20 protein-coding genes and 1 pseudogene are annotated in these 20368 nt (G+C 38.7%); 1 reads left to right on the top strand and 20 read right to left on the bottom strand.

The window, feature by feature from the left end; genetic code table 11:
• Positions 1-182 precede the first annotated feature (182 nt).
• The 5 genes from AAH944_RS06970 to AAH944_RS06950 all read right to left on the bottom strand — a co-directional run bounded on the left by AAH944_RS06970 (position 183) and on the right by AAH944_RS06950 (position 4424).
• Entirely contained in the window at positions 183-422 is a 240-nt protein-coding gene (locus tag AAH944_RS06970) for a thioredoxin family protein (protein ID WP_019225335.1), read from the bottom strand.
• A gap of 45 nt (positions 423-467) precedes the next feature.
• Positions 468-1469: a permease gene (locus tag AAH944_RS06965; RefSeq protein WP_415537554.1), complete on the bottom strand. Its 1002-nt coding sequence runs from the start codon at positions 1467-1469 to the stop codon at positions 468-470.
• A complete protein-coding gene (locus tag AAH944_RS06960) occupies positions 1459-1806 on the bottom strand; it encodes an ArsR/SmtB family transcription factor (protein WP_415537552.1) in 348 nt (115 codons plus the stop codon). The genes AAH944_RS06965 and AAH944_RS06960 overlap by 11 nt, the downstream gene beginning before the upstream one ends.
• A gap of 762 nt (positions 1807-2568) precedes the next feature.
• Positions 2569-4065, bottom strand: coding sequence for a hypothetical protein (locus AAH944_RS06955; protein ID WP_415537550.1), 1497 nt, complete (start codon positions 4063-4065; stop codon positions 2569-2571).
• Positions 4066-4124: 59 nt separating this feature from the next.
• Complete coding sequence (locus AAH944_RS06950; protein WP_415537548.1) at positions 4125-4424, bottom strand: hypothetical protein; 300 nt, start codon at positions 4422-4424, stop codon at positions 4125-4127.
• A 127-nt stretch (positions 4425-4551) separates the two neighbouring features.
• Between AAH944_RS06950 and AAH944_RS06945 the strand changes: the two genes are divergently transcribed.
• The gene (locus AAH944_RS06945) at positions 4552-5427 is read left to right on the top strand and encodes a transposase (RefSeq protein ID WP_415537545.1); all 876 of its coding nucleotides are present in this window, start codon (positions 4552-4554) and stop codon (positions 5425-5427) included.
• Between the two features lie 132 nt (positions 5428-5559).
• Here AAH944_RS06945 and AAH944_RS06940 read toward each other — a convergent pair.
• The 15 genes and pseudogenes from AAH944_RS06940 to AAH944_RS06870 form a co-directional block, all read right to left on the bottom strand.
• Positions 5560-6438 (bottom strand): annotated as a pseudogene (locus AAH944_RS06940) (AraC family transcriptional regulator).
• A 143-nt stretch (positions 6439-6581) separates the two neighbouring features.
• On the bottom strand, positions 6582-6839 hold the full coding sequence (locus AAH944_RS06935; protein WP_052514478.1) for a hypothetical protein: 258 nt from the start codon (positions 6837-6839) through the stop codon (positions 6582-6584).
• A 62-nt stretch (positions 6840-6901) separates the two neighbouring features.
• Positions 6902-7396: a nucleotidyltransferase domain-containing protein gene (locus AAH944_RS06930; RefSeq protein ID WP_123779059.1), complete on the bottom strand. Its 495-nt coding sequence runs from the start codon at positions 7394-7396 to the stop codon at positions 6902-6904.
• 196 nt (positions 7397-7592) lie between these two features.
• A complete protein-coding gene (locus tag AAH944_RS06925) occupies positions 7593-8231 on the bottom strand; it encodes a Vat family streptogramin A O-acetyltransferase (RefSeq protein WP_123779058.1) in 639 nt (212 codons plus the stop codon).
• A 34-nt stretch (positions 8232-8265) separates the two neighbouring features.
• Positions 8266-8712, bottom strand: coding sequence for a DUF5946 family protein (locus tag AAH944_RS06920; RefSeq protein ID WP_123779057.1), 447 nt, complete (start codon positions 8710-8712; stop codon positions 8266-8268).
• A gap of 135 nt (positions 8713-8847) precedes the next feature.
• Positions 8848-10311 carry an ABC-F type ribosomal protection protein Msr(D) gene (gene msr(D), locus AAH944_RS06915; RefSeq protein ID WP_128123317.1) on the bottom strand — a complete coding sequence of 488 codons (1464 nt, stop codon included), beginning with the start codon at positions 10309-10311 and terminating at the stop codon, positions 8848-8850.
• 120 nt (positions 10312-10431) lie between these two features.
• Entirely contained in the window at positions 10432-11649 is a 1218-nt protein-coding gene (mef(A), locus tag AAH944_RS06910) for a macrolide efflux MFS transporter Mef(A) (protein ID WP_128123316.1), read from the bottom strand.
• Positions 11650-12083: 434 nt separating this feature from the next.
• The gene (locus AAH944_RS06905) at positions 12084-13655 is read right to left on the bottom strand and encodes a recombinase family protein (RefSeq protein ID WP_415537543.1); all 1572 of its coding nucleotides are present in this window, start codon (positions 13653-13655) and stop codon (positions 12084-12086) included.
• 3 nt (positions 13656-13658) lie between these two features.
• A complete protein-coding gene (locus tag AAH944_RS06900; RefSeq protein WP_044037642.1) occupies positions 13659-14072 on the bottom strand; it encodes a recombinase family protein in 414 nt (137 codons plus the stop codon).
• Positions 14073-15635, bottom strand: a complete 1563-nt coding sequence (locus tag AAH944_RS06895; protein WP_415537541.1) for a recombinase family protein — start codon at positions 15633-15635, stop codon at positions 14073-14075. It lies immediately after the preceding gene.
• A 61-nt stretch (positions 15636-15696) separates the two neighbouring features.
• The gene (locus AAH944_RS06890) at positions 15697-15903 is read right to left on the bottom strand and encodes an SHOCT domain-containing protein (RefSeq protein WP_046128486.1); all 207 of its coding nucleotides are present in this window, start codon (positions 15901-15903) and stop codon (positions 15697-15699) included.
• A 230-nt stretch (positions 15904-16133) separates the two neighbouring features.
• The gene (locus AAH944_RS06885; RefSeq protein ID WP_044037646.1) at positions 16134-16835 is read right to left on the bottom strand and encodes an N-acetylmuramoyl-L-alanine amidase; all 702 of its coding nucleotides are present in this window, start codon (positions 16833-16835) and stop codon (positions 16134-16136) included.
• Complete coding sequence (locus AAH944_RS06880) at positions 16832-17248, bottom strand: holin family protein (protein ID WP_415537539.1); 417 nt, start codon at positions 17246-17248, stop codon at positions 16832-16834. The genes AAH944_RS06885 and AAH944_RS06880 overlap by 4 nt, the downstream gene beginning before the upstream one ends.
• An 84-nt stretch (positions 17249-17332) precedes the next feature.
• Positions 17333-19801: a glycosyl hydrolase family 18 protein gene (locus AAH944_RS06875; RefSeq protein ID WP_163243987.1), complete on the bottom strand. Its 2469-nt coding sequence runs from the start codon at positions 19799-19801 to the stop codon at positions 17333-17335.
• Complete coding sequence (locus AAH944_RS06870; RefSeq protein ID WP_044037652.1) at positions 19798-20367, bottom strand: hypothetical protein; 570 nt, start codon at positions 20365-20367, stop codon at positions 19798-19800. Before AAH944_RS06870 ends, AAH944_RS06875 begins: the two co-directional genes overlap by 4 nt.
• Between the last annotated feature and the right edge of the window lies 1 nt (position 20368).

Genomic DNA, 20368 nt, shown 5'->3' with positions numbered 1-20368 from the left:
TCCCCAATAATCATTTATGAGTCAATTAATATCTCATTCGACATTTTCTTGCTATTTCCTACTAAGGCGGACTAAAAATAAAACTATCCACGCTATTCCGCTAAAAACAAGCGAGTACTTCTTGAGTTGTACTCGCTTTTAATCACACGAAACTATTTTATGAGATTGATAGCATCTTTTTTCTACCTCGCAGTTTCTAAAATTTTTACGATCTCCTTGGGTTTTAGAACTTTCCCAAAAGATACCACCTTTTCGTCAATAACCAGGGCTGGTGTGGACATCACACCATAGGCTATGATGTCTTGAATATCGGTAACTTTGATTACTTCGGCAGCAAGGCCCACTTCTTCCAAAGCAATTCTGGTATTTTCAGCAAGGGTAACGCAATTTTTGCAGCCAGATCCTAAAATTTTAATCATCATATTTAATACGCCCCTTTTACTTGAAAATTTAAATATTATAACCCCTTACATGAGCAAATATCCTAAGGCATTAAATGTATAGCCGATGATAAGAATACCAATGGTTACAATCCCTGCAAATATGACGAGTAGTTTCATTTTTACGACTTTCTTGAGCATGATCAAAGACGGCAGAGAAAGTGCAGTTACAGCCATCATGAAGGATAAAGCAGTTCCCAGACCAACGCCCTTGGCCACTAACGCTTCCGCAATCGGCAGCGTCCCAAAAATATCTGCATACATCGGGACCCCTACAAAAGTAGCCAACAATACCGAATACCATTTATCCTGACCCAGAAGTAAGGAAATGATATTTTCAGGAATAAAGTTGTGAATCGCAGCACCTATACCGACACCGATTAGAATATATACCCACACTCTTCTCACAATATCACGAACCTGATCTTTAGCCAAATCCAGCCTTTCCCGAGTTGTTAACCGCTCCGGTTCTATTTCCGGCATTTTATTGCTGAATACAAACGGTTCTACATACTTTTCCAGCTTTGCTTTGCTAATCACGGTTCCGCCGATCACTGCCAGAATCAAACCAACAACAACGTAGGCAATGGCAATGGTCCAATTAAAGATACTTGCCAGCAAAAGCACCGAAGCCAAATCCACCAAGGGGGATGATATTAAGAACGAGAAAGTAACACCGACGGGAAGCCCCGCGCTGGTAAAGCCAATAAAAAGCGGAATAGAAGAACAGGAGCAAAAAGGCGTCACCGTGCCGAGTAAAGCACCTAAAATATTTCCTGAAATACCGTTAAACCTGCCGAGTATTTTTTTGGTTCTTTCCGGCGGGAAAAAACTTTGAATATAAGAAATGAGAAAGATCAAAACGGCTAGCAAAATAAATATTTTAAGAACGTCATAGATAAAAAAATGAAGGCCGCCTCCCCAGCGATCCTGGATGCTAAGCCCAAATACATTCTCAACCAAAAGTTTTACCAAATTCGAAAGCCATTCCATCCTGAGCAATTGGTTGTTTAGCCATTCAAATACCATTTAAGTCACCTTCTTGCTGTTTATTCGTTTCATTCGAATTGTTACTTTTTGTTACTTTTAATTTTTTTGTGACCTTATTAAAAAAGCGGGCAATGACTTCAAGTTTACTTTCATTGATAGAATACCTCATCCAAATGCCGTCCCGCCTGGCATTCACCAGACTGCTTTCACATAAGATCTTCATGTGATAAGAAAGCGTGGATTGGGTTATGTTGAACGCTTCGAGAATCTTACAAGCACATAGTTCCCCATTGCCCAACATGTCAAATATTTTCAATCTTGTTTCATCAGATAACGCTTTCATCGCTAAAGCATAATCTTGATAATTTTTTTCCAATTCAACCGCCTCATTTGTATGTTTATATATTGATAAACATCAATATGCTTATATATTATCCGAGACATCGATACTTGTCAATGTCTTGCCTGCTTTTTGAAAAGGCTTCTCTCAACAATTTCAGCACTACCGGGCTTTAAACTCTTCTTTTCTTACTCATGTTCTCCATTATAACTTAGTTTTTAATTTTCGTGTTTAACTCATTAGGGTCATTATAATTGTCTCTACCGGCCAGCTGGTAAAGACAATTTACCCTAAGCTACTAATATATTACAACTTTTCAGATCACGAGCCAGGTGTTAAAACCAATATTATGAATTTATTTGAGTCAGACCGAGGCCGTGCGTATTAATGCCCATTCCTAAATCTTGATTAAGAGGTCATATTTTTCCCAACCCAAAAAAGAAATAGGTTCTGGACTTAACCCCACGAAACAAAAAACTCCCTGAATGATCCTCCGGGTGCTTTTAAAACTTAAAGGTCACGGCGACCTTTTCTTTTTCTCACGCAGACCGAAACGGAATCCGGCTGAATCTGCTTATGACGCCCGGAGAGTACCGCCGTGGTCAGGGCCTGTCAACAATTTTTTTTGTATGGTGTATTATCCTATTCAATACTTGAGGAGAACTATAAAGGGAACTGGATTATGATGTACTAATAAAGGGATTCTTCAATTACATAACAGTAAAGCTATGAGACAGTAGCCGCCTAATATTGATTAGGAAGCTCATCTCATAGCTTTTAATATTTATTAACGAATTCTTATTTCTCGCTCGAGTGTATTGTACCGTTAATAACTAAATCATTAAATTTTGAAGTGATTTGATAACTCACATCAGATATCTTGTCAGTAATAAAAATCACGGTAGGAAAGGCCACTGCCGTATTGTGTTTTAAATAGTCTATATGAAGCTTTACGATAATATATCCGTCATCATCAAAATACTCATATTCAAAGACATCGTCTAAATCTTCGATATATTCTTCCCTGTAATCTCTAAAACCAGGTAACCCAACTGGTGGAGATATCTTATTTAACCTAAACCCATTAGAAACCTTCGAAGATTTATAATCATTATAGTTTGCTGTACTGGAAATCCCAAAAATATCATGCAATGAATAATTTTCAGTTATATACTTCAGAGTATTTTTCTCTGGAATTGGCAAATCTTCATGTTGAATTATCATCTGTGCCGGGAATCGCAAAGAGACATCAATATCTTCATCAAATGTGGTTCCGTCGTTTACAACAACTAACTTTAGACACTTATAATCTTTGAACTGATTTTCAAATGGAGCCCACCCTAGAATATCCTGGATTTTCTCATATAGTTTGTTTATTTCACGATATCTTGTTTTTTCTTCTGCATTGCCTTCAAACGAACGGCCCCCTACAATTGATATTGCACTATTTATTTTGTTTTCTCGCAAATTTCCCAAAGAAAAGAAGTTTTCGGGTATCTTAATATTTAATTTTTCAGCGAATAGAGCAATGACCTCTTGTTTATCAGAATTGATTTCAACAGGGCTAAAGAAAGCTGAGTTTAGAGTTACAGATGATAAGGTATTTCCATCCACATTGTAGCTACATAATTTTTCAAATAAGCTCTTTGCTTCGTTTAGCATATTTTCCGTGCATATGTGCCCAGAAAGATTGAAAACAGTCGGATAAACAATATCGCTAAACCCGTTGTCGGTTATTGATTGTATACTTATTTTTGAGCATTTTGTCTGGGCGATTTGCTCAATCTTGTTTAACGATAAGAAATACTGCGATAGATGTGCAAGAAATAGTTTTTTGAATGCTTCATCCGAGGTATACGTAAAATAAATTCCTTTATCTTTGTATTTATCTTTAAACCCTTGAACTTTTTGATATTCTTCAGAAACTAACAGAGAAGGTTGTATCGCTTTTTCGGAAAAGTACATAAATACTTGTTTACCCGATTCTAACATTTCTTCAATTTCTTCTTCCGTACCTGAGCCATATTTATCTGTTGGAGTTCCAAAGCGTGTCCAAAATATAGCTATGGCAGCATCGCAATCTCTTACAAACTGTTTGTTCAAAAGGTTCTGCGGTTTAGCTCCCGATTGGGCATAAGAGTTTTTTGACCAATGTTTTGTACGGACACATAATCCCAAAACATCGGTGTATAATTCGTTGAATTGAGTTATGACATCGTTTATTATCTTTAATTCATCCTGAATATCTCCGGGACAAGAAATCAGTAAATCATATTGTACAATGCTTTTTGCCATGGCTGGCTTCCTCTTTTCTGAAATTGACTGATTATAATATCAGTGTGTATCTTTATCTACTATGTTTTAAGTTGATGTGATAAATGACTTAAGTCACCAGAGAAAGTCCTCAAGAAGTCAGCCGGGGCCATTACTGTAAAATGCTCCTGAATTTCCGACGTGTGGAAATCCAAATCTCCAGTAACAATGATATCCGGCTGAGCCACCATAGCAGAAACCAAAATAGGCAAATCTTTTGGGTCTCGTATATATGGAACTTTTACTGTGGATAAATCTGAAGGAGTATAGGCTATCTCAAATTCAAGAGTTGGGGTCTGTTGACAAACGGTGTAGAATAACTCAATTTTAATATTTGACAATTTTGAAATTTACTATACTAGTGTACTCAAATTCTAAACGACGAAATTTAAAACTTTCCCCAAGGTCTTGTAAAATCAAACGATATCACCCTCTGGAATGGTATAATGAAATAGGGTGATGACGATGATGACAGAGCAAAAAAGCAGACAAAATCGGATGCTGTGCGTATTAATGGAAGACCTTGTACCTAAAGGACACTTCCTTCGGAAGCTGGATGCGGCAATAGATTTCAGCTTCATATATGAAATCATGAGGCCGGTGTACAGTGACATAGGACGACCATCAGTTGACCCGGTCATTTTAGTAAAAATGCTACTTATCGGCTATTTGTACGGGATAGATTCGGAGCGAAAGCTCGAGGAAGAGATTACGGTCAACATCGCCTACCGCTGGTTTCTTGGCCTTGATCTGGAAGACAAAGTTCCGGATCACTCCGTCTTTTCCCAAAACCGCAAGCGCAGGTTTAAGGATACAGAAGTGTTTCAGGAGATATTTAACACAGTGGTTAAAAAATGTGCTGAAGCTGGACTTATTGGCGGTGAATGCGTGGTTATGGATTCCACGCATATCAAAGCTAACGCTGCTAATGGCAATGCAGAGAAAGTGCTTCTCATGGAAGGGCCCAATGAGTACTGGCAAAAACTAAATGACGAATATGGCCAGGACATCCGGCAAAAAAGTGAAGATGCCGACATGACTGTGACCATAAAAAAAAAGGCCGTCTCCGATCCTGAAGCTGGATGGATGCACAGACATCCCAAGCCGGCAGGATTCCACTACCTTTGCCATCAAAGCGCAGATATCCAATACGGTATCATAACAGACGTGCATGTTACGCCGGGAGATGTGACAGATGCTCCCTATTGTGTTAAACGTATAGCATACCAGAAACAGAAACTAAAAATACCGTTCCGCTTCGCCGGATTGGACAGCGGCTATGATACAGTCGCAGTACATCATGGTCTCCACATGGCTCGAGAGGACAGAATGAATGTCATTTGAAGTTGCCCGTTCTCGGAAACATATCCACTACGTTTTTGGCACTGTCAGTAGACGGGAACATATCCACCAATCGTACCATTTACGAAAAGGGCACTCTTACTAGAGCGCCCTCAATCATAAACATTGATGTCATTAATAGTCTTTTTTCTTTACTGGAATCCAGATTTCGCTTCGATACTTTGGATTTCCAGTGTCTGGACTCTCATTCCATAAAATTTCAGGACCTTCAACCGCCTCGTATCCTGAAGATGGAAACCACTCTGAGTATATCCTACCCCACACATTTTGAAGTGTTTCCGGAAATGGTCCAATCGATTCAAATACAGCCCAGGTACTAGCATCAATTTTTAATACATCAAAATCTGCAGTTTCATTACTTGATGTTGCTACCCCGATGTAATGATCTAATTCTCCTTTCTCTTCCATTCTACCTTCTGAAAAATTAGTGGAAGCACTAATAATACCTGTAGGTTCTACATTTGAAATTGCTTTTAATTTGATTAATAACATCCATGGTTAAAAGTTCAGTCATTTTTGCAATCTCTGGATTGACACCTTCAAAAATAATTGGAACTCTCTTCTTAAATCCTACTAACTTAAAAGGTCCTTTCTCAACAATACGATAGTTCATTTCGCATCCTCCTTTAATTGATAATTGAAAGGTCATTCGAGGATAAGCTTTTAATTGTGTATTCTCACACCTTGCCTCAGAAGGGAGAAAGCCATGCAGAGAATGAAAAGCACGGGAAAATGAATCAGCCGAATTATAGCCATATTTGACGGCTACATCAATTATTCTCAAATCCCTATCTTTCAAATCAAGTGCAGCCAACGTCAGTCTTCTTCTCCGAATATATTCTGATAAACTTATTCCTGCTAAAAAAGAAAACATTCGCTTGAAATGATACTCCGAACAATATGCGATTTTAGATACTTCACTATAATCAATCTCCTCTGTTAAGTGCTCTTCAATATACCCAATGCATTATTCATACTTCTTAAAGAATCCATCAAACAACCTCCTTTCATCATCAATATTATCAGGGGATGCATTTACCCGTCCGACAATCTGTGCACAGTATTGTCGATTCCCTTTCATGTAATTAGTATCGTTAAACTGAATTTATCTTTGGGATGTTTACCACAGGAATCCTTTACTTTTCTTCAGTGTGTCTTTCTTGCTGCAAAAATCCCTTTGCCTCGCTAAGGCGTAAATCCCAATATTTTTGCAAAAGGTAAATGATTTTCTCATCTTCAACTTTGGCTTCCTTCAGAGCCGCAGTTGCCTTTTCAATCCCAATGACTCTTTCTTCAAAGGCAGCTTCATCTAGCCATGCATTGCTATCTTCTCTTATTCGTTCCAACAGTTCACTTCCAAATCCCGAAAGGGAATCTCTAATTGAACGTGCCATATCTATTCCTCCTCTAAATTCTAATTTATTGCACTATTGATAGACAAATTGGAATTTGTCAGTTACTTGTATTCACTCGGAACAGGAATATTAAATCTCTCGCACAATAGTTTTACATCATGCATATCATTTTCATCATACTCATAGCCCAGATGAAATAATACTTGATTTTCAGCATCAATACATCTAACCATTTTATCGCCTATTTTCCCAATGCCACTAAACACTTTTGGTGGATATGCTTCTCCTTCAAAAACAATGTATCCTTTTTCGTTGAAATTAAATATATGAAGATCAATTACCCTACCTTTAGTATCCTTCCAAACCGTGTGAGATGTGGTGGTATATGCTTCTGTAACTTCCGCAAAGCCTTTTTCTTTTATTATTTCAATAAACTTTTTACTATTACTTTCTTCCACAAATAAATCAATATCATTGTGTGCTCTTGTTTCTTCTTCTAATAGTGCATCTACTCCCCAACCGCCATCAATCCATATGTTAATTCCATTTTCTTCAGCGTATGTTATTATCTCAATGGCATCAGTTTTACTTACCATGTAATCCCTCCGTTCAAATTAAATCTATAAGTGATAAATCTCAAAGCTATTTCTCCTTAATATAATGTCTATTGTTCCAATCAAAGCTAAAGATGAAGCTTGCCTTCTTTAGCTCGCAATAATTAGAGCTAAATCGAGGTTCCAGCACCCCCTAGATTTAAGTTCCCTTTTGTGCCGTGGTAGAAAGGCCCCAAGTCTAGGAATTTTTCATGAATTGCTCTAACCCTGCTTTGGATGTTAACATTTCAAGATTATTAAATATTTCCTCTTCACTCCAGTTCCACCATTGTAGCTTTAGCAAGAATTCAATCTTTTCGTCACTAAAGCGTTTTTTGATAAACTTAGCTGGATTCCCACCATATATTGTATATGGCTCAACACTTTTCACTACTGTTGAATTAGCGGCAATAATCGCACCATCACCAATTTTAATACCCGGCATAATGGTAACATTTTGACCTATCCATACATCATTGCCAATCACTGTATCTCCCTTAAAAGGAAGTTGTTCAATTGTAGGAGTCACCTTTTCCCATCCATGGCCAAAGATATTAAAGGGATAGGTTGTAATTCCATCCATTCTATGATTTGCACCATTCATAATAAACTTAACACCCTCTGCAATTGCACAGAACTTTCCTATTATAAGTTTATCCCCTAGAAATTCGTAATGGTGCTCTATATTATCATAAAATTTCTCCGGTGTTTTTTTATTATCGCTATAATAGGTATTTTCCCCAATCTCCACATTGGGTCTTTTAGGTAGATTGCTTATAAAACAAACCGTCTTTATATTTTCATTTGGATAAAGTTTTTTCTTATCTGGTCCTATCATAAAATATTAGCTCCTTTAATCTTTAATTACTTCATTACCTTAATTCGTTTCTTATTTGCTCTTTCCATTTATTAATATTAACGATTGCATTTTGCTCCCGACCTAAATATATATCTTCAATTGTCATAGGCCAAAGTCTTAGTTCACGCTTTCTTGCGTTGCTTGGTAAAGGGTTTGTTATTTTGCTTAATGACTTTACTATTTCTCGATTTTTCTTAAGAATATATGGTGTATCCCAATCATTATCAAAAGCGTTAATAAAAAGATTTACTAAATTTGTATATCCTTCTTCAGTAAAATTCGAAGGATGCTGGATCATATAGCACGAAACAAGCCAAAAATGTAACTCATATAGCTTTGGATCATTATGCTCCCATACAAGAGGGAACCCGAATAGCTCATGGCATGAAAAACCATCGGTCTCTTTAGCTCCACATTCTATACATCTCCCAGATTTCATGACTGTGTTATTATCAACCACCTATAACCAACCTCCCTTATTTAAATTATTTTAATATTCATTAATGTAATGTTTGCCAAAGAAAAAAAGTCTTTTTACTTTAACAACGAAGCCGCCAGCCAGAGAAGACTATTCTGACCAGCGACTACCTTAAGTTTAATGTTTCAGATTTATTTTCTTATCACTAATTTCATAAATCACATCAGCCACATTATCAAGCAACCGTTTGTCATGGGTGATAAACACTATAGTTCCAGCATACTCCTTCATTAAAATTTCCAAAGCCTCTAAGCTTGGTATGTCAAGGAAGTTGCTTGGTTCATCCATTAGTAGGATGTTATATCTGCCCATAAGCATTTTAGCTAGCAACAATTTTATAATTTCTCCGCCGCTTAAAACAGATAAACTTTTCCCAATATCGTTTTGTTTAAACCCCATCGATGCTAGCACTGAACGAATTTCTGAAACATTGTAATCACTATCTTCCTGCATAAACTCCAATACTTTCTTATTACTGTCGTACTTGTAACCATTTTGTGCAAAGTAGCCTATTTTTGCCTTAGGTGAAATAGAAATTCCATCTTCATGGTTTAAGATCATTTTGATTAAAGTTGTTTTTCCTGTTCCATTACCACCAGTTAATGCCACTTTTGCGCCAAGCGGAATTTGAAAAGATACATTTTCAAACAATACTTTATCTCCAAATATTTTATTAATTTCCTTACCGACAATAGGATATGGATTGTGGAGCTCCAATGCTTTACTTTGCCTGAAACGAATCCTACGAATATCTTCTGGAGCTTCTACACTTCCTAAGGCCGCAATCCTATGTTCTAGGGATTTAGCGGCATTATGCATCTTTTTTTCCTTACTTCCTATTGATTTTTGATGAGCTAAACGCCCTCCGCCTTCAGTACTTTTTTTCTTTGAAGCACCTTTTGCCTTCTGTCCTATTTTACGAGCCTGTTTTCGCTTTTCCTCTGCAGCCCTTTCCAATCGGGCACGTTCCGCAACAAATTGTTCGTATTCTGCAGCTTGGCTCCTGCGTTCTTCTTCTTTCTGGCGAAGATAATCAGAATAGTTTCCCCAATACTCAGTGATTTTGCCATCTTTCAGTTCCCATATTTTATCTACTACCTCATCAAGAAAATAACGGTCATGGCTAATAACTAACAGTGCACCTGTAAAATATTTTAACTGTCCAATTAGAAAATCAATTCCTTCACGGTCTAAATGACTCGTAGGTTCATCCGCTAAAATACCATGAACCTGTGCTGATAAAGCCTGTGCTATTTTAAGCCTTGTTTCTTCACCACCGCTCATGGTCTGTATATCTAATTGTTCAACACCAAGCTTTCCTACAAGTGCAAAATCTTTTTCTTTCTGCAAAGTTACTTCGTCCAACTGAGGGATATAGGCAAGTTCACCCAGACGATTTAATTTACATCCTGGGGGAGTTAATTCTCCTAAAAGTACCTTGAGTAGAGTGCTTTTCCCTGCACCATTTGCTCCCACTAAACCAATACGGTCATAGTCATATACTTCTAATTCATCTATATCTAAAACATCGCGTCCTTTGAATTCCACACGAATGTCTTTTGCTTTTAATATCAATTCCATAACATTATCCTCCTGTCTATAATCGCATGTTTTCATTTGCTTGTACGCAGGGAAAACCCTGCGATTTAAGCAGGAAGAATTACATGAAAATAAGATACATAAATATCCCTCCAATATTGTTTATTTTAAATCTAATTTTCTAACCTCAGTTATCATGGGGCAAACTATAGCAATGCCAATAATTAAAATACCTGATAGTAAAAACCAATGATTTACACCGATCCTATCAGCAAAGAACCCAGAAAGAATTAACCCAATTGGCATTGCAAGTGACATGATACTTCCGGTCAAAGAAAATACACGTCCTAAATATTCAGGCTTAATTTTCTCCTGAAAAAGAGCTGTTTGCACACCGCTATAAAACGGCACCGAAAGCCCCATTATTGCACAGCAAACTACAAATATAACAAATCCACTTGGAGGAAGTATTCCTGAAACGGCTAAACTGGCCCCCATTATAAAAAACGAACCTGTTATTAGTAGTACACGCTTTTTGAAACTTCCTAATCTCCCCAATAGTAAGCCTCCTACTAGCATTCCAGATGCAAAAGCGATTTCGGTAATAGAAATATGCACAGGTGTTCCATTAAAGTATTCCATGCTTATTAAAGGAAATAGTGCATTAATTGGCATATAAACAAAAGTATATATTGTTCCTAAGAGTAATAAGGCAAATAATCCTTTGTTTTGTCTCAGTACGACAATTCCTTCTTTCATTTCTCTTATGAAATTTGGTTTCAAGCTTTGCACTTGATCGCCCAGCTTAGGAATCCGTACAATTGCCACCGTAATAGACGCAATCACAGCACCTAATACATCGATGGCAATAATAGCATTTAATTCCCAAACAGAATATAACAATGCTGCAACCGCTGGACTAACAATATAGCTTATAGACTGCAAAGACTGACTATAGCCTGCGCATTTCGTAAGCTGCTCTTCTGGTACTAAAAGTGGCGTAACTGCATTGAGTGCTGGGGTATGAAAAGCTGTTCCAACGCTGCGGATAAACAATACTACCATAACCATCCAGACAGGTAACTCCATATACAATGCAACAATAGCCAGCACTGCCCCAGCTGCTGCGATAATTAAATCAGCACCAATCATTATCTTCTTCCTATCATGACGATCCACTAATACACCTATGGCAGGTCCAAAGACAGCATAGGGTAAAAAACCTACTAGTGAAGCCATAGACAAGACCATCGCAGATCCTGTTTTTTCTGTAAGGTAAAAAATAATCGCCATTTGCAGGATAGCACTAGTGATTAAAGAAACTGCCTGCCCTGCCCATATTGTAATAAACTTAAGTTTCCAATTGTTGTATTTTTCCATTTATATTTTCTCCTGCATAATTATTTTGCTTGAATTTCTATTTTGAATAGCATTCTAGGCAATAAAAAATGCAGGCCTAAATCCACAATGTGGCTTTTGGTCTGCATACATACAATTTGGAAACATTCATATTAAAGACACAGTTAAATAAAGGTATAGTTAAATAACCTATATTCTGACCGCAACTAATGAATGCTCAATATCGTATAAATAAGCACAACAAAAAAGCCTATCATAAGGGATAGATTCTGCCTTTTTTATTGCCAGCTTATCTTAAACGCATTGAGGCTGTCATAGTTTCGGTTCCTCCTGAATTCTTATTTGTATCAGCGTATATTTTATCACAATAAGGTTCTATATTCAACACAAAAAATATAAAGGGAGGAAATACCGCCAAAGGCGATAGTTTCCTTAATTGCGGTTGACTCAATAATCTATATCATTTCTTCAATCTTCACACCTGACTTAAACTCCACCTCAATCCTGTCATCGCGGATCGTAACTTTTTCAATAAGCCGCCTTACCAACTGCTCATCATACTCCTCTAACTCGTGAGACTGTTCATTCAAGAAAGCAGTCATTTCAGCGATTCGTTGCCTTTTTCCTTCACGCTCGGCATTTTCTACAAGTGAATTTTGCTTCATCTCCCGAAGGCGGTATATCTCATCAGCAACATTATCGTAGTCATTTTTTGACTTTGCCTGTTTAAGAAGCTCTATCTGCAATTCTTCCAACTTGCTATCAAGCTCATCCGTATCATTATCACTTTCTTCATTAAATATAGTGTCGATATTTTTCTGTAATGTTGAAAGGAAAGGTTCTTTGTTAGCCAAAAGTTCGTTAATAGCCTTAACCACTGCTGTCTGCAATGTTTCCTCATTTATGGTAGGGGCAGTGCATTCAGAGTCCTTCTCCTCCAGACGGCTGACGCATCGCCAAACAATTGACTTGTAGCCTCGGTTATTCCAGTGTACCCGCCGGTAAATATCACCGCACTGTCCGCAGTAAACGATACTCGATAAAGCATACTTGCTGCTGTAGACCCTTTTTTTGCCGTTCTTGCCGCCTCGAAGATTTGCTCTTCGAACCATCTCTTCTTGAACCTGCATAAAAAGGTCGCGTGGAATGATAGGCTCATGGCTGTTTTCCACATAATACTGGGGAACGATTCCGTTATTCTTCACTCGCTTTTTAGAAAGGAAATCAACCGTATATGTTTTTTGTAGAAGGGCATCACCGATGTACTTTTCATTTTGTAGTATTTTTTTCAGTGTTTCAGGTCTCCATTTAGATTTACCCGCCGCTGTAAGAATCCCGTCTGCTTCTAGTCCTCTTGCTATCTGTAAAAGGCTGGCTCCTTCTAGGTACTCCCTGTAAATCCGTTTAACAACCTCAGCGCCCTCCGGCTCAATCACTAGTTGCTTGTTTTCATCCTTGGTGTATCCAAGGAAACGCTTGTGGTTGACCTGAACTTCTCCTTGCTGATATCGATACTGAATGCCAAGCTTAACGTTCTGGCTTAAGGACTGGCTTTCTTGTTGGGCAAGGGATGCCATGATGGTCAACAATACTTCACCCTTGGAATCCATGGTGTTGATATTCTCTTTCTCGAAGAATACGGCGATGTTTTTATCCTTTAACTGCCGGATGTATTTAAGGCAATCTAATGTATTTCTGGCGAATCGGCTGATGGATTTTGTGATGATCATGTCAATATTTCCAGCCATGCACTCTTCTATCATGCGGTTAAATTCATCACGCTTTTTGGTATTTGTACCTGTGATACCGTCATCCGCAAAGATACCCGCCAATTCCCACTCCTTGTTTTTCTTAATATAATTTGTATAATGTTCAATCTGAATGTCATAACTTGAAGCTTGCTCCTCACTATCCGTTGAAACACGGCAATAAGCGGCCACTCGTATTTTGGGTTTGCTTTCACTATTTTTATTATTTCCGATTCGTTTAATTGCTGGAATGACTGTTACATTCCTACTCACTGCCACTTGTTACACCTCGCTTTCTATCAAACTGTAGGCATATTCCGCCTGCTTGTATGGGTCGTCATATTTTTGCACTAGAGGTTTTGCTTTGAACTTTACAGGATAATCCGTTTTTGGTACATCTTTAGGCTCCCATATCCGTCCAAGTTTTTCTGCTCGCTTTTGTTTTTCTAACCTTGCTTTTTCAAATATCTCCTCATCAATAATTGGAGGATAGAATTCGTCTCCAAGGTATTGCTTGTTCTGTAGCATCCTACTTACTGTGGCATGGTAGCAATCTATCCCAGCTTTTATTGCAGCATTCTTCAAGGATAATCCTGACAAGTAACCTGAAAATAACTCTTTTACTTGTTCTGCTGCTTTATCATCTACAACAGCCTTTCCATCTTCAATTCTATATCCATAGGGTGTGTGACCCATCTAATTCACCAACCTTTCCTTCAATGTGATTCCACATTTTAATTCAAATCCGACTTTCTCTCGTGAAAAAACAATAATCTTCTCTACGTAATTTTCAAACAACTCATCCTCATAAGCTGTGAGCATTTTGGACTTAGTGGCAAACTTAAGCAGACGGTCAACCTCATCTACCTTTGCAATATTGCCATTGACGGAACGAGTAAGTTGATCCTTTTCGGCAAGAAACCTTTCTCTTTCTGCCTCCAGTGCATTCTTTTCTTTATTAAACAGAGCAGGTTCCAGATACCCTTTGGCCATTAAACCTGTCAGTACCTGGCTCTGCTCCATGTTGTTTACAATTTTAGTTTCCAACTCTTCGATTCTACGAAAACTTTTCGCATTATTCTTGCTGCGCAACTCATCCAAAAGTGGCCTTAATATGAACTTCTGACCGAAAATGAGTTTATTCATCATCGTGACAAATGCAGTCTTTATATCTTCATCTCGAATGAACTGCATAGAACATTCCGTCATCTGTCTTATATGCTTACTGCAGCACCAAGCGATGTATTTTCTTCCAGATGAATGAATCCGTCTTTTAAAGGTACTGCCACATTCAGAGCAGATTATTTTACTGGAGAAAGAATATCGGTTTAGATATTTGCTGTTGCGCTTTTCGATGCCTTTTTCTTTTGCTCTCTGATTAAGAATGGCATCTACTGCTTCAAAATCCTCATGGCTGATAATTGCCTCATGATGGTTTTCTACTAGGTACATATTTTTCTCACCGTAATTGGTGTGCCTGTTAAAATGGCTGTCAGTATAAGTCTTTTGCAAAATAACATCGCCAGTATATTTTTCATTGGTCAGAATCCCTCGAATGGTAGTAGCCGTCCAACGGCCACCTCTTTTTGATGGGATACCTTTTTGATTAAGATCATTTGCAACTTTCTGTGTACCTTTGCCCGATAATACTTCTGCAAAAATATACTTCACAACTTCAGCCTGCTTGAGGTTTACTATCATCTGACCGTCAATGTTTTGATACCCATATGGTGGGTAGGAAATTTTAAAGGTTCCGTTTTGAAATCGTCTTTGAATGGCCCACTTCGTATTTTCAGAAATGGAAATTGACTCACTTTCTGCAAGCCCACTTAAAATGGAGAGCATCAATTCACTTTCCATTAAACCCGTATTGATGTTTTCCTTCTCAAAATAGATATGAACCCCAAGGTCTATCAGTTTTCGAACCATCTCCAAGCAGTCTGTAGTATTTCTCGCAAATCGGCTGATGGACTTTGTAATGATTAGGTCAATTCTCCCAGTTTCACAGTCTGATAACATTCTAAGTAGGTCAGAGCGGTTTTCCTTTTTCGTGCCGCTGATTCCCTCGTCATAATATAAGCCTGCATATTCCCATTCCGGATTCGCCTTTATGTAGGTCTCATAATGGGCCTTTTGTGCTTGCAAGCTGACTAGCTGTTCATTACTATCTGTTGAAACTCGGCAGTAGGCAACTACTCGCATTTTTGCCTTAATAAAAGAGTTGGCTAGATTCCCTTCTATTTTCGTTATCTTTTTCATCCTCTCACCTCCTTCTTGGTATGTCACATATTACCTCTGAAACCCTTATATATCAAGGATTTCAGGGCATTATCTCAGCTAAAAAAGGGGAGAAAGTTTGGCGGTTGAGTGCATCTATCTTGTTAAATTCCACTTCAGTTATTAAGCCTTTTTCGAGCATCTTTCTCAGCAACTTTTCTGCCTGGATATAATCAAACTCACGTTGTAACTGTTCCTGTGAAACTCTCTTAAGTGCGGTGGTGCTTTTGTCTATAACCTCATCCGAGATCTTCGTAACTTTTTTATTCTCGTGCTGATTCACTAGGAATCACCTCCTACCTAATAGCCGTGGGAACAGGTCGAAGTTGAGGATTTGTAGAATTTAATTAAATCAAGGCATAAAAAAAGAGCCTGCAAGGGAAGAACCCTCACAGGCTACTTAAATTTAATAGTTTAATATTTTATTTGAGAGGCTTGATGAAATTTAAGAAATACTGTTTTTTTACCTGCTCTATTTGATTAATCATACTTAATAAATGCATCCGTAAAGCCTGCTTTTTTAGCTTTGGCAAGCTGTGCCTCAGCATTTGCTTTAACAGAATAAGCACCGATCTGCACACGGTAATATTTCTTATTCACCGTGTCTGCTGGTTTATTTTCGGCACTTAATAGTTTCTTTACATCCGCTCGAAAGGTGTCCATACTCTTCCCATGCTTAGGAAACCAGTGCATCACGTCTGCATGATTACTGGCAATGCCTCGTTTATAACCTTCGCTATGACAAATGATATCTCTTTCACTAAACCCATAAAGTTTGCAAAGATATACACAAAGCTCCACAGCTTCCTTATAAACAGCAGAAAAATACGAGGCATCGGTCAAACCGTCCTCGCAAATTTCAAAACCAATATGGGAATTATTAGCAGCTCCTCCAGCATGCCAACCACGATGATTCCAAGGCAATGTTTGATAGGTGGCAATAGATCCATCTGCTAATTTACCAATAAAGGCATGGACGCAGACTTCACGCCCTCCAGGTTTGCTTTGATTCCAATGGTTGTTATACTGGTTCTTTCCTAGCAAGCCATCGTCTGGACCAACGTAGCGTTTTAGGTTTGGGTTGTTAGCCCCTGTTGAGTGAACCATTATACCCTTCGGTTTTATTGTTTTACCTGCCTTGTAGCAGGCATTGTTCGTAAGTATTAATTTACGTAGATTCATTTATAGTCCTCCTTGTCGCTTCTGTTGTGAAGATGCTCTAATATATCCTTGAGTTTCTGTGGCACAGGCAGACCAACATGAACAGCATTTTCAAGTATGGATATGCCTTCATTTGAAAGATAAAAAAAGATGACCGCTGTTCGTATAACAGAGCCATCTCCAATAACGTTTTTATCAATAATGTGACCGATTGCTACCAGTGAAAAGATGAGTACTTTCTTGAATATGCCGCGAAAGCCTACCTCACTGGATAGCTTCTTATCAAGCACAGCACACATCAAACCTGTGATGTAATCAATCACAACAAAAGTAAGTAAAGCATATAAAAATCCGTCCCATCCTCCGAGAAAATATCCGAGCCAACCACCAACAACAGCAAATGTCACTTGAATCCAGTTCCAAATTTCCTTCATTATCTTAACCTCCTATCATTTTGATTACATAAAAAAACGCCAACCGAAATAGGCAAGCGTATACTTGTATAGTTTATTTTTCCTCTATATTTGTTTTGGCAAAGCTTCCCATAGCCGCATATCTTCCTGTCCCAATGACCAGATAGCAATACCCCGTAGGTCCCAACGATAAGCCGCTTCGTTTGACCAGTAGACCAGCGAATCCACATCTTGATAGTACAAAATTGAAAAGCCATCTGCATCACCGAGAAACAACCGAGATATCCAGACGTTTATGTCCTTTGGTATAACCTTCGCTGTATAATCTGCATTGCATGGTATCTGCAAGAGATTACTATGATAAAAGTCATAATCCATGGAAATATCCTCACTTCTGGTGGAGGCTTCCTCTACATCAGCTGTAAGAGTAAATACATGAAACTTACTATCCCAAGTTACACCATTCCTAGCAATTCTGCCATACTGCATAAGTGATCCGTCTGGCATGGTGACATCAAAGGCTTCGTAAGGTTCATAAGTCCATGCATCGCCTAAGCGGAGAAGTTCACATTTAATTTGCCCATCGGACTGAATACCACAATAGCCACCCGTACTTGAGATGTTTGCAGTAAAACGAAGTGTGTTGGAATTCCCAGAGTAGACACGCACCTTATTTCCACGTTTCCTCATTTCAATGAGATACATATTCGGATTGGTGCGAATGTCAGCATCTGAAGTCTTATAGTAACTTGCCGGATAACTACCAAGTAATGTAGAGCCTTGGTATAGCTCCACTTGTTGGGTGTCAATGTTGATACAGCAAAACACATTCCCACAAAATATCCCTGCTCTTCCGCTACCATTCATAGGAAAGGCAATTCTAGCACGGATATGCACATCACGAAAGCTATCGTATTTCCAAGCAAGCTGACCACTTCCTTCAAGCTGAGAATACGGACGATTGCCATTGTCTTCAGGATTTTGCCATACACTCCAACTCCCCGATAACGTCTGCCAGTAGCTTTCTGGCAGGATGACGGGATCTCTAAAGTCTTCATACCAAGCTAACGCTGAATCCGGCTTACGGCGCAAAACCTCTGTAGTAAGCTTAAACCCTTTGTCTGGAACAGCCATGTTACCATTTACGTCTTTAAAGCTTCGTGGAGATAAACTGAAGGTTGCCTCTCCAGCAGAAGGATGTTCACTAAAATTAGAACAAACCCGGAAACCATAAAATTGAGTACCAACTACACCACCTTCAATCGTAATGCTATGTGTTCCTGCTAGGAGATTTACATTAGTGGCAAGTTCTGCCCAATAAGTTTTCCTCCAGTATGGCCACCATAGACGATTCTCTGAGTAGCTAACCACTGTACCGTCAAGTGCAATTGTGATACCATTCTTATCCCAGAACGGAAAGCAAAGCTGTACAACTACATCATAAGTACCTGATTTGTCAATTGTAAAGTTGTACTCCGCTTTACCTTCACTTGACGAAAGAGTGATCATTCCATTACCAACCACAACACCATCTGTGTAGCTGTTCGGTTCACCATCTCGGTTAACATATATAGTTCCAAACTCCGACTTTTGTGTTTTCCCGTAACAAGTAAGATATTTTCGCCGATTATATGTTTCAGCAATAATAGGAGCTTCTCGTGATACTGCGTCCCAGCCTTCCATATAATCGTAGACATGTGGCAGCGCCCATGGTACTTTATCGTGATCATCCCAGTAGGCAATGATTGGGATAAATGGTTGTGGAGGCTGATCATTTGTAAAGTTATACACCCCAGTCATCCAGTTCTTAGCTGCATAGTAAGTGTTCGATGTACCGCGATAAGTCTTACCTAGGTTGGATGGATAGTCGTAAATCTGCCAATTCCAACCGTAACCAGGTAAACCCATATATACTTTTTGTGGTGACATAGCTGTAATAGCATAATTGTAGATACCTTCAAGCCAGCTCCTTGGTGATACTGGACCTGGAGCTGAACCTGCCCATGCCATGCCATAACTCATGATTGCTGCCGTATCACAATAATCGTTAAGGTCGGCATAAACACACCAATTTTCTCCACCAACTGATCCTTGCACACCCGTCATTCCAGGTAAGCAGATATTGACCAGTTTTGATGAATCATAGTTTTTAACAGTCGAGTATATATCAGCGAATAGAGCATTTGCGGTAGCACGGTTCTCAAATCCGCCACCGCGCTCTAAATCGATATCTACACCTGCACACCAAGGGTATTTGTTCATAATACGTACTATTTCTGAGAGGAATTTCGACTTTGCACCACCTTCGTTATTTCTCAGAGCCGTAAATATGCTCTCTGTCCCATGATTCATAATGGTAAGTAACCATTTGATATGTGGCCACTTTGTACGATATGGAGTAAGGGAAGAAACGCTAGTACCTGTTTCCGTTATCGTGCCTGTGATGTCTACCTCAAAAGTGAAAATACCAACAGTATCTAAACGGTCACCGTAATCGTTCAAAGCCTGATACATCCGAGCATTGCCCATGAAGGACCATACCATACAGCGTTTACCCTTAATATAATCTTTCATGGACGCAGATCCCCTTTCAGCATTTCTTTGTATTCGAAATATACCCTAGCAGATTTTCTGTCTTGTAGCTTTACTTGGTGCTTACTGTCGGTAGCGGCTGTGTATTGAAAGAATCCATGCTTCGGCGTGGGATAGCCGTTTCTCAAACACTCTCTTGTTGAAGCCTTAAGTGCAAATTCATCACCTGGGTAAGCCTCTGAATCAAATTTTACCTTATGTGAACCCATCCCCTGTGAAAGCTGAATACTGCCAGCTTCCATAGCTTGCAGGGGGTAGATATAACAATCTAGCCCGCTTGAAGTTTCTCCGAGGTTAAAAATAATGATTGTGTCTCCACTACGGACTACACCATTGTGGAAACGTACCGGATTAGGCGAATGCTTTAGGAACGTTTCCGTGTGTAGCGTGTATCCTGTCAGCTTGTCACCCTCCTGAAGTTGTAGGTCGGTGAAATAAATCGAACCCGTACAGTTGGTAATAAGGGGACGCACAGTAATACTAACTATACGCTTTTCTGATTTTACTTTTATGACTTCCGCAAAACGTATAAAATTACTTTCCTGCATA

Source organism: Dehalobacter sp. CP, assembly GCF_047652685.1.
GTDB lineage: Bacteria > Bacillota > Desulfitobacteriia > Desulfitobacteriales > Syntrophobotulaceae > Dehalobacter.
This window is presented reverse-complemented; position numbering and strand designations above follow the sequence as displayed.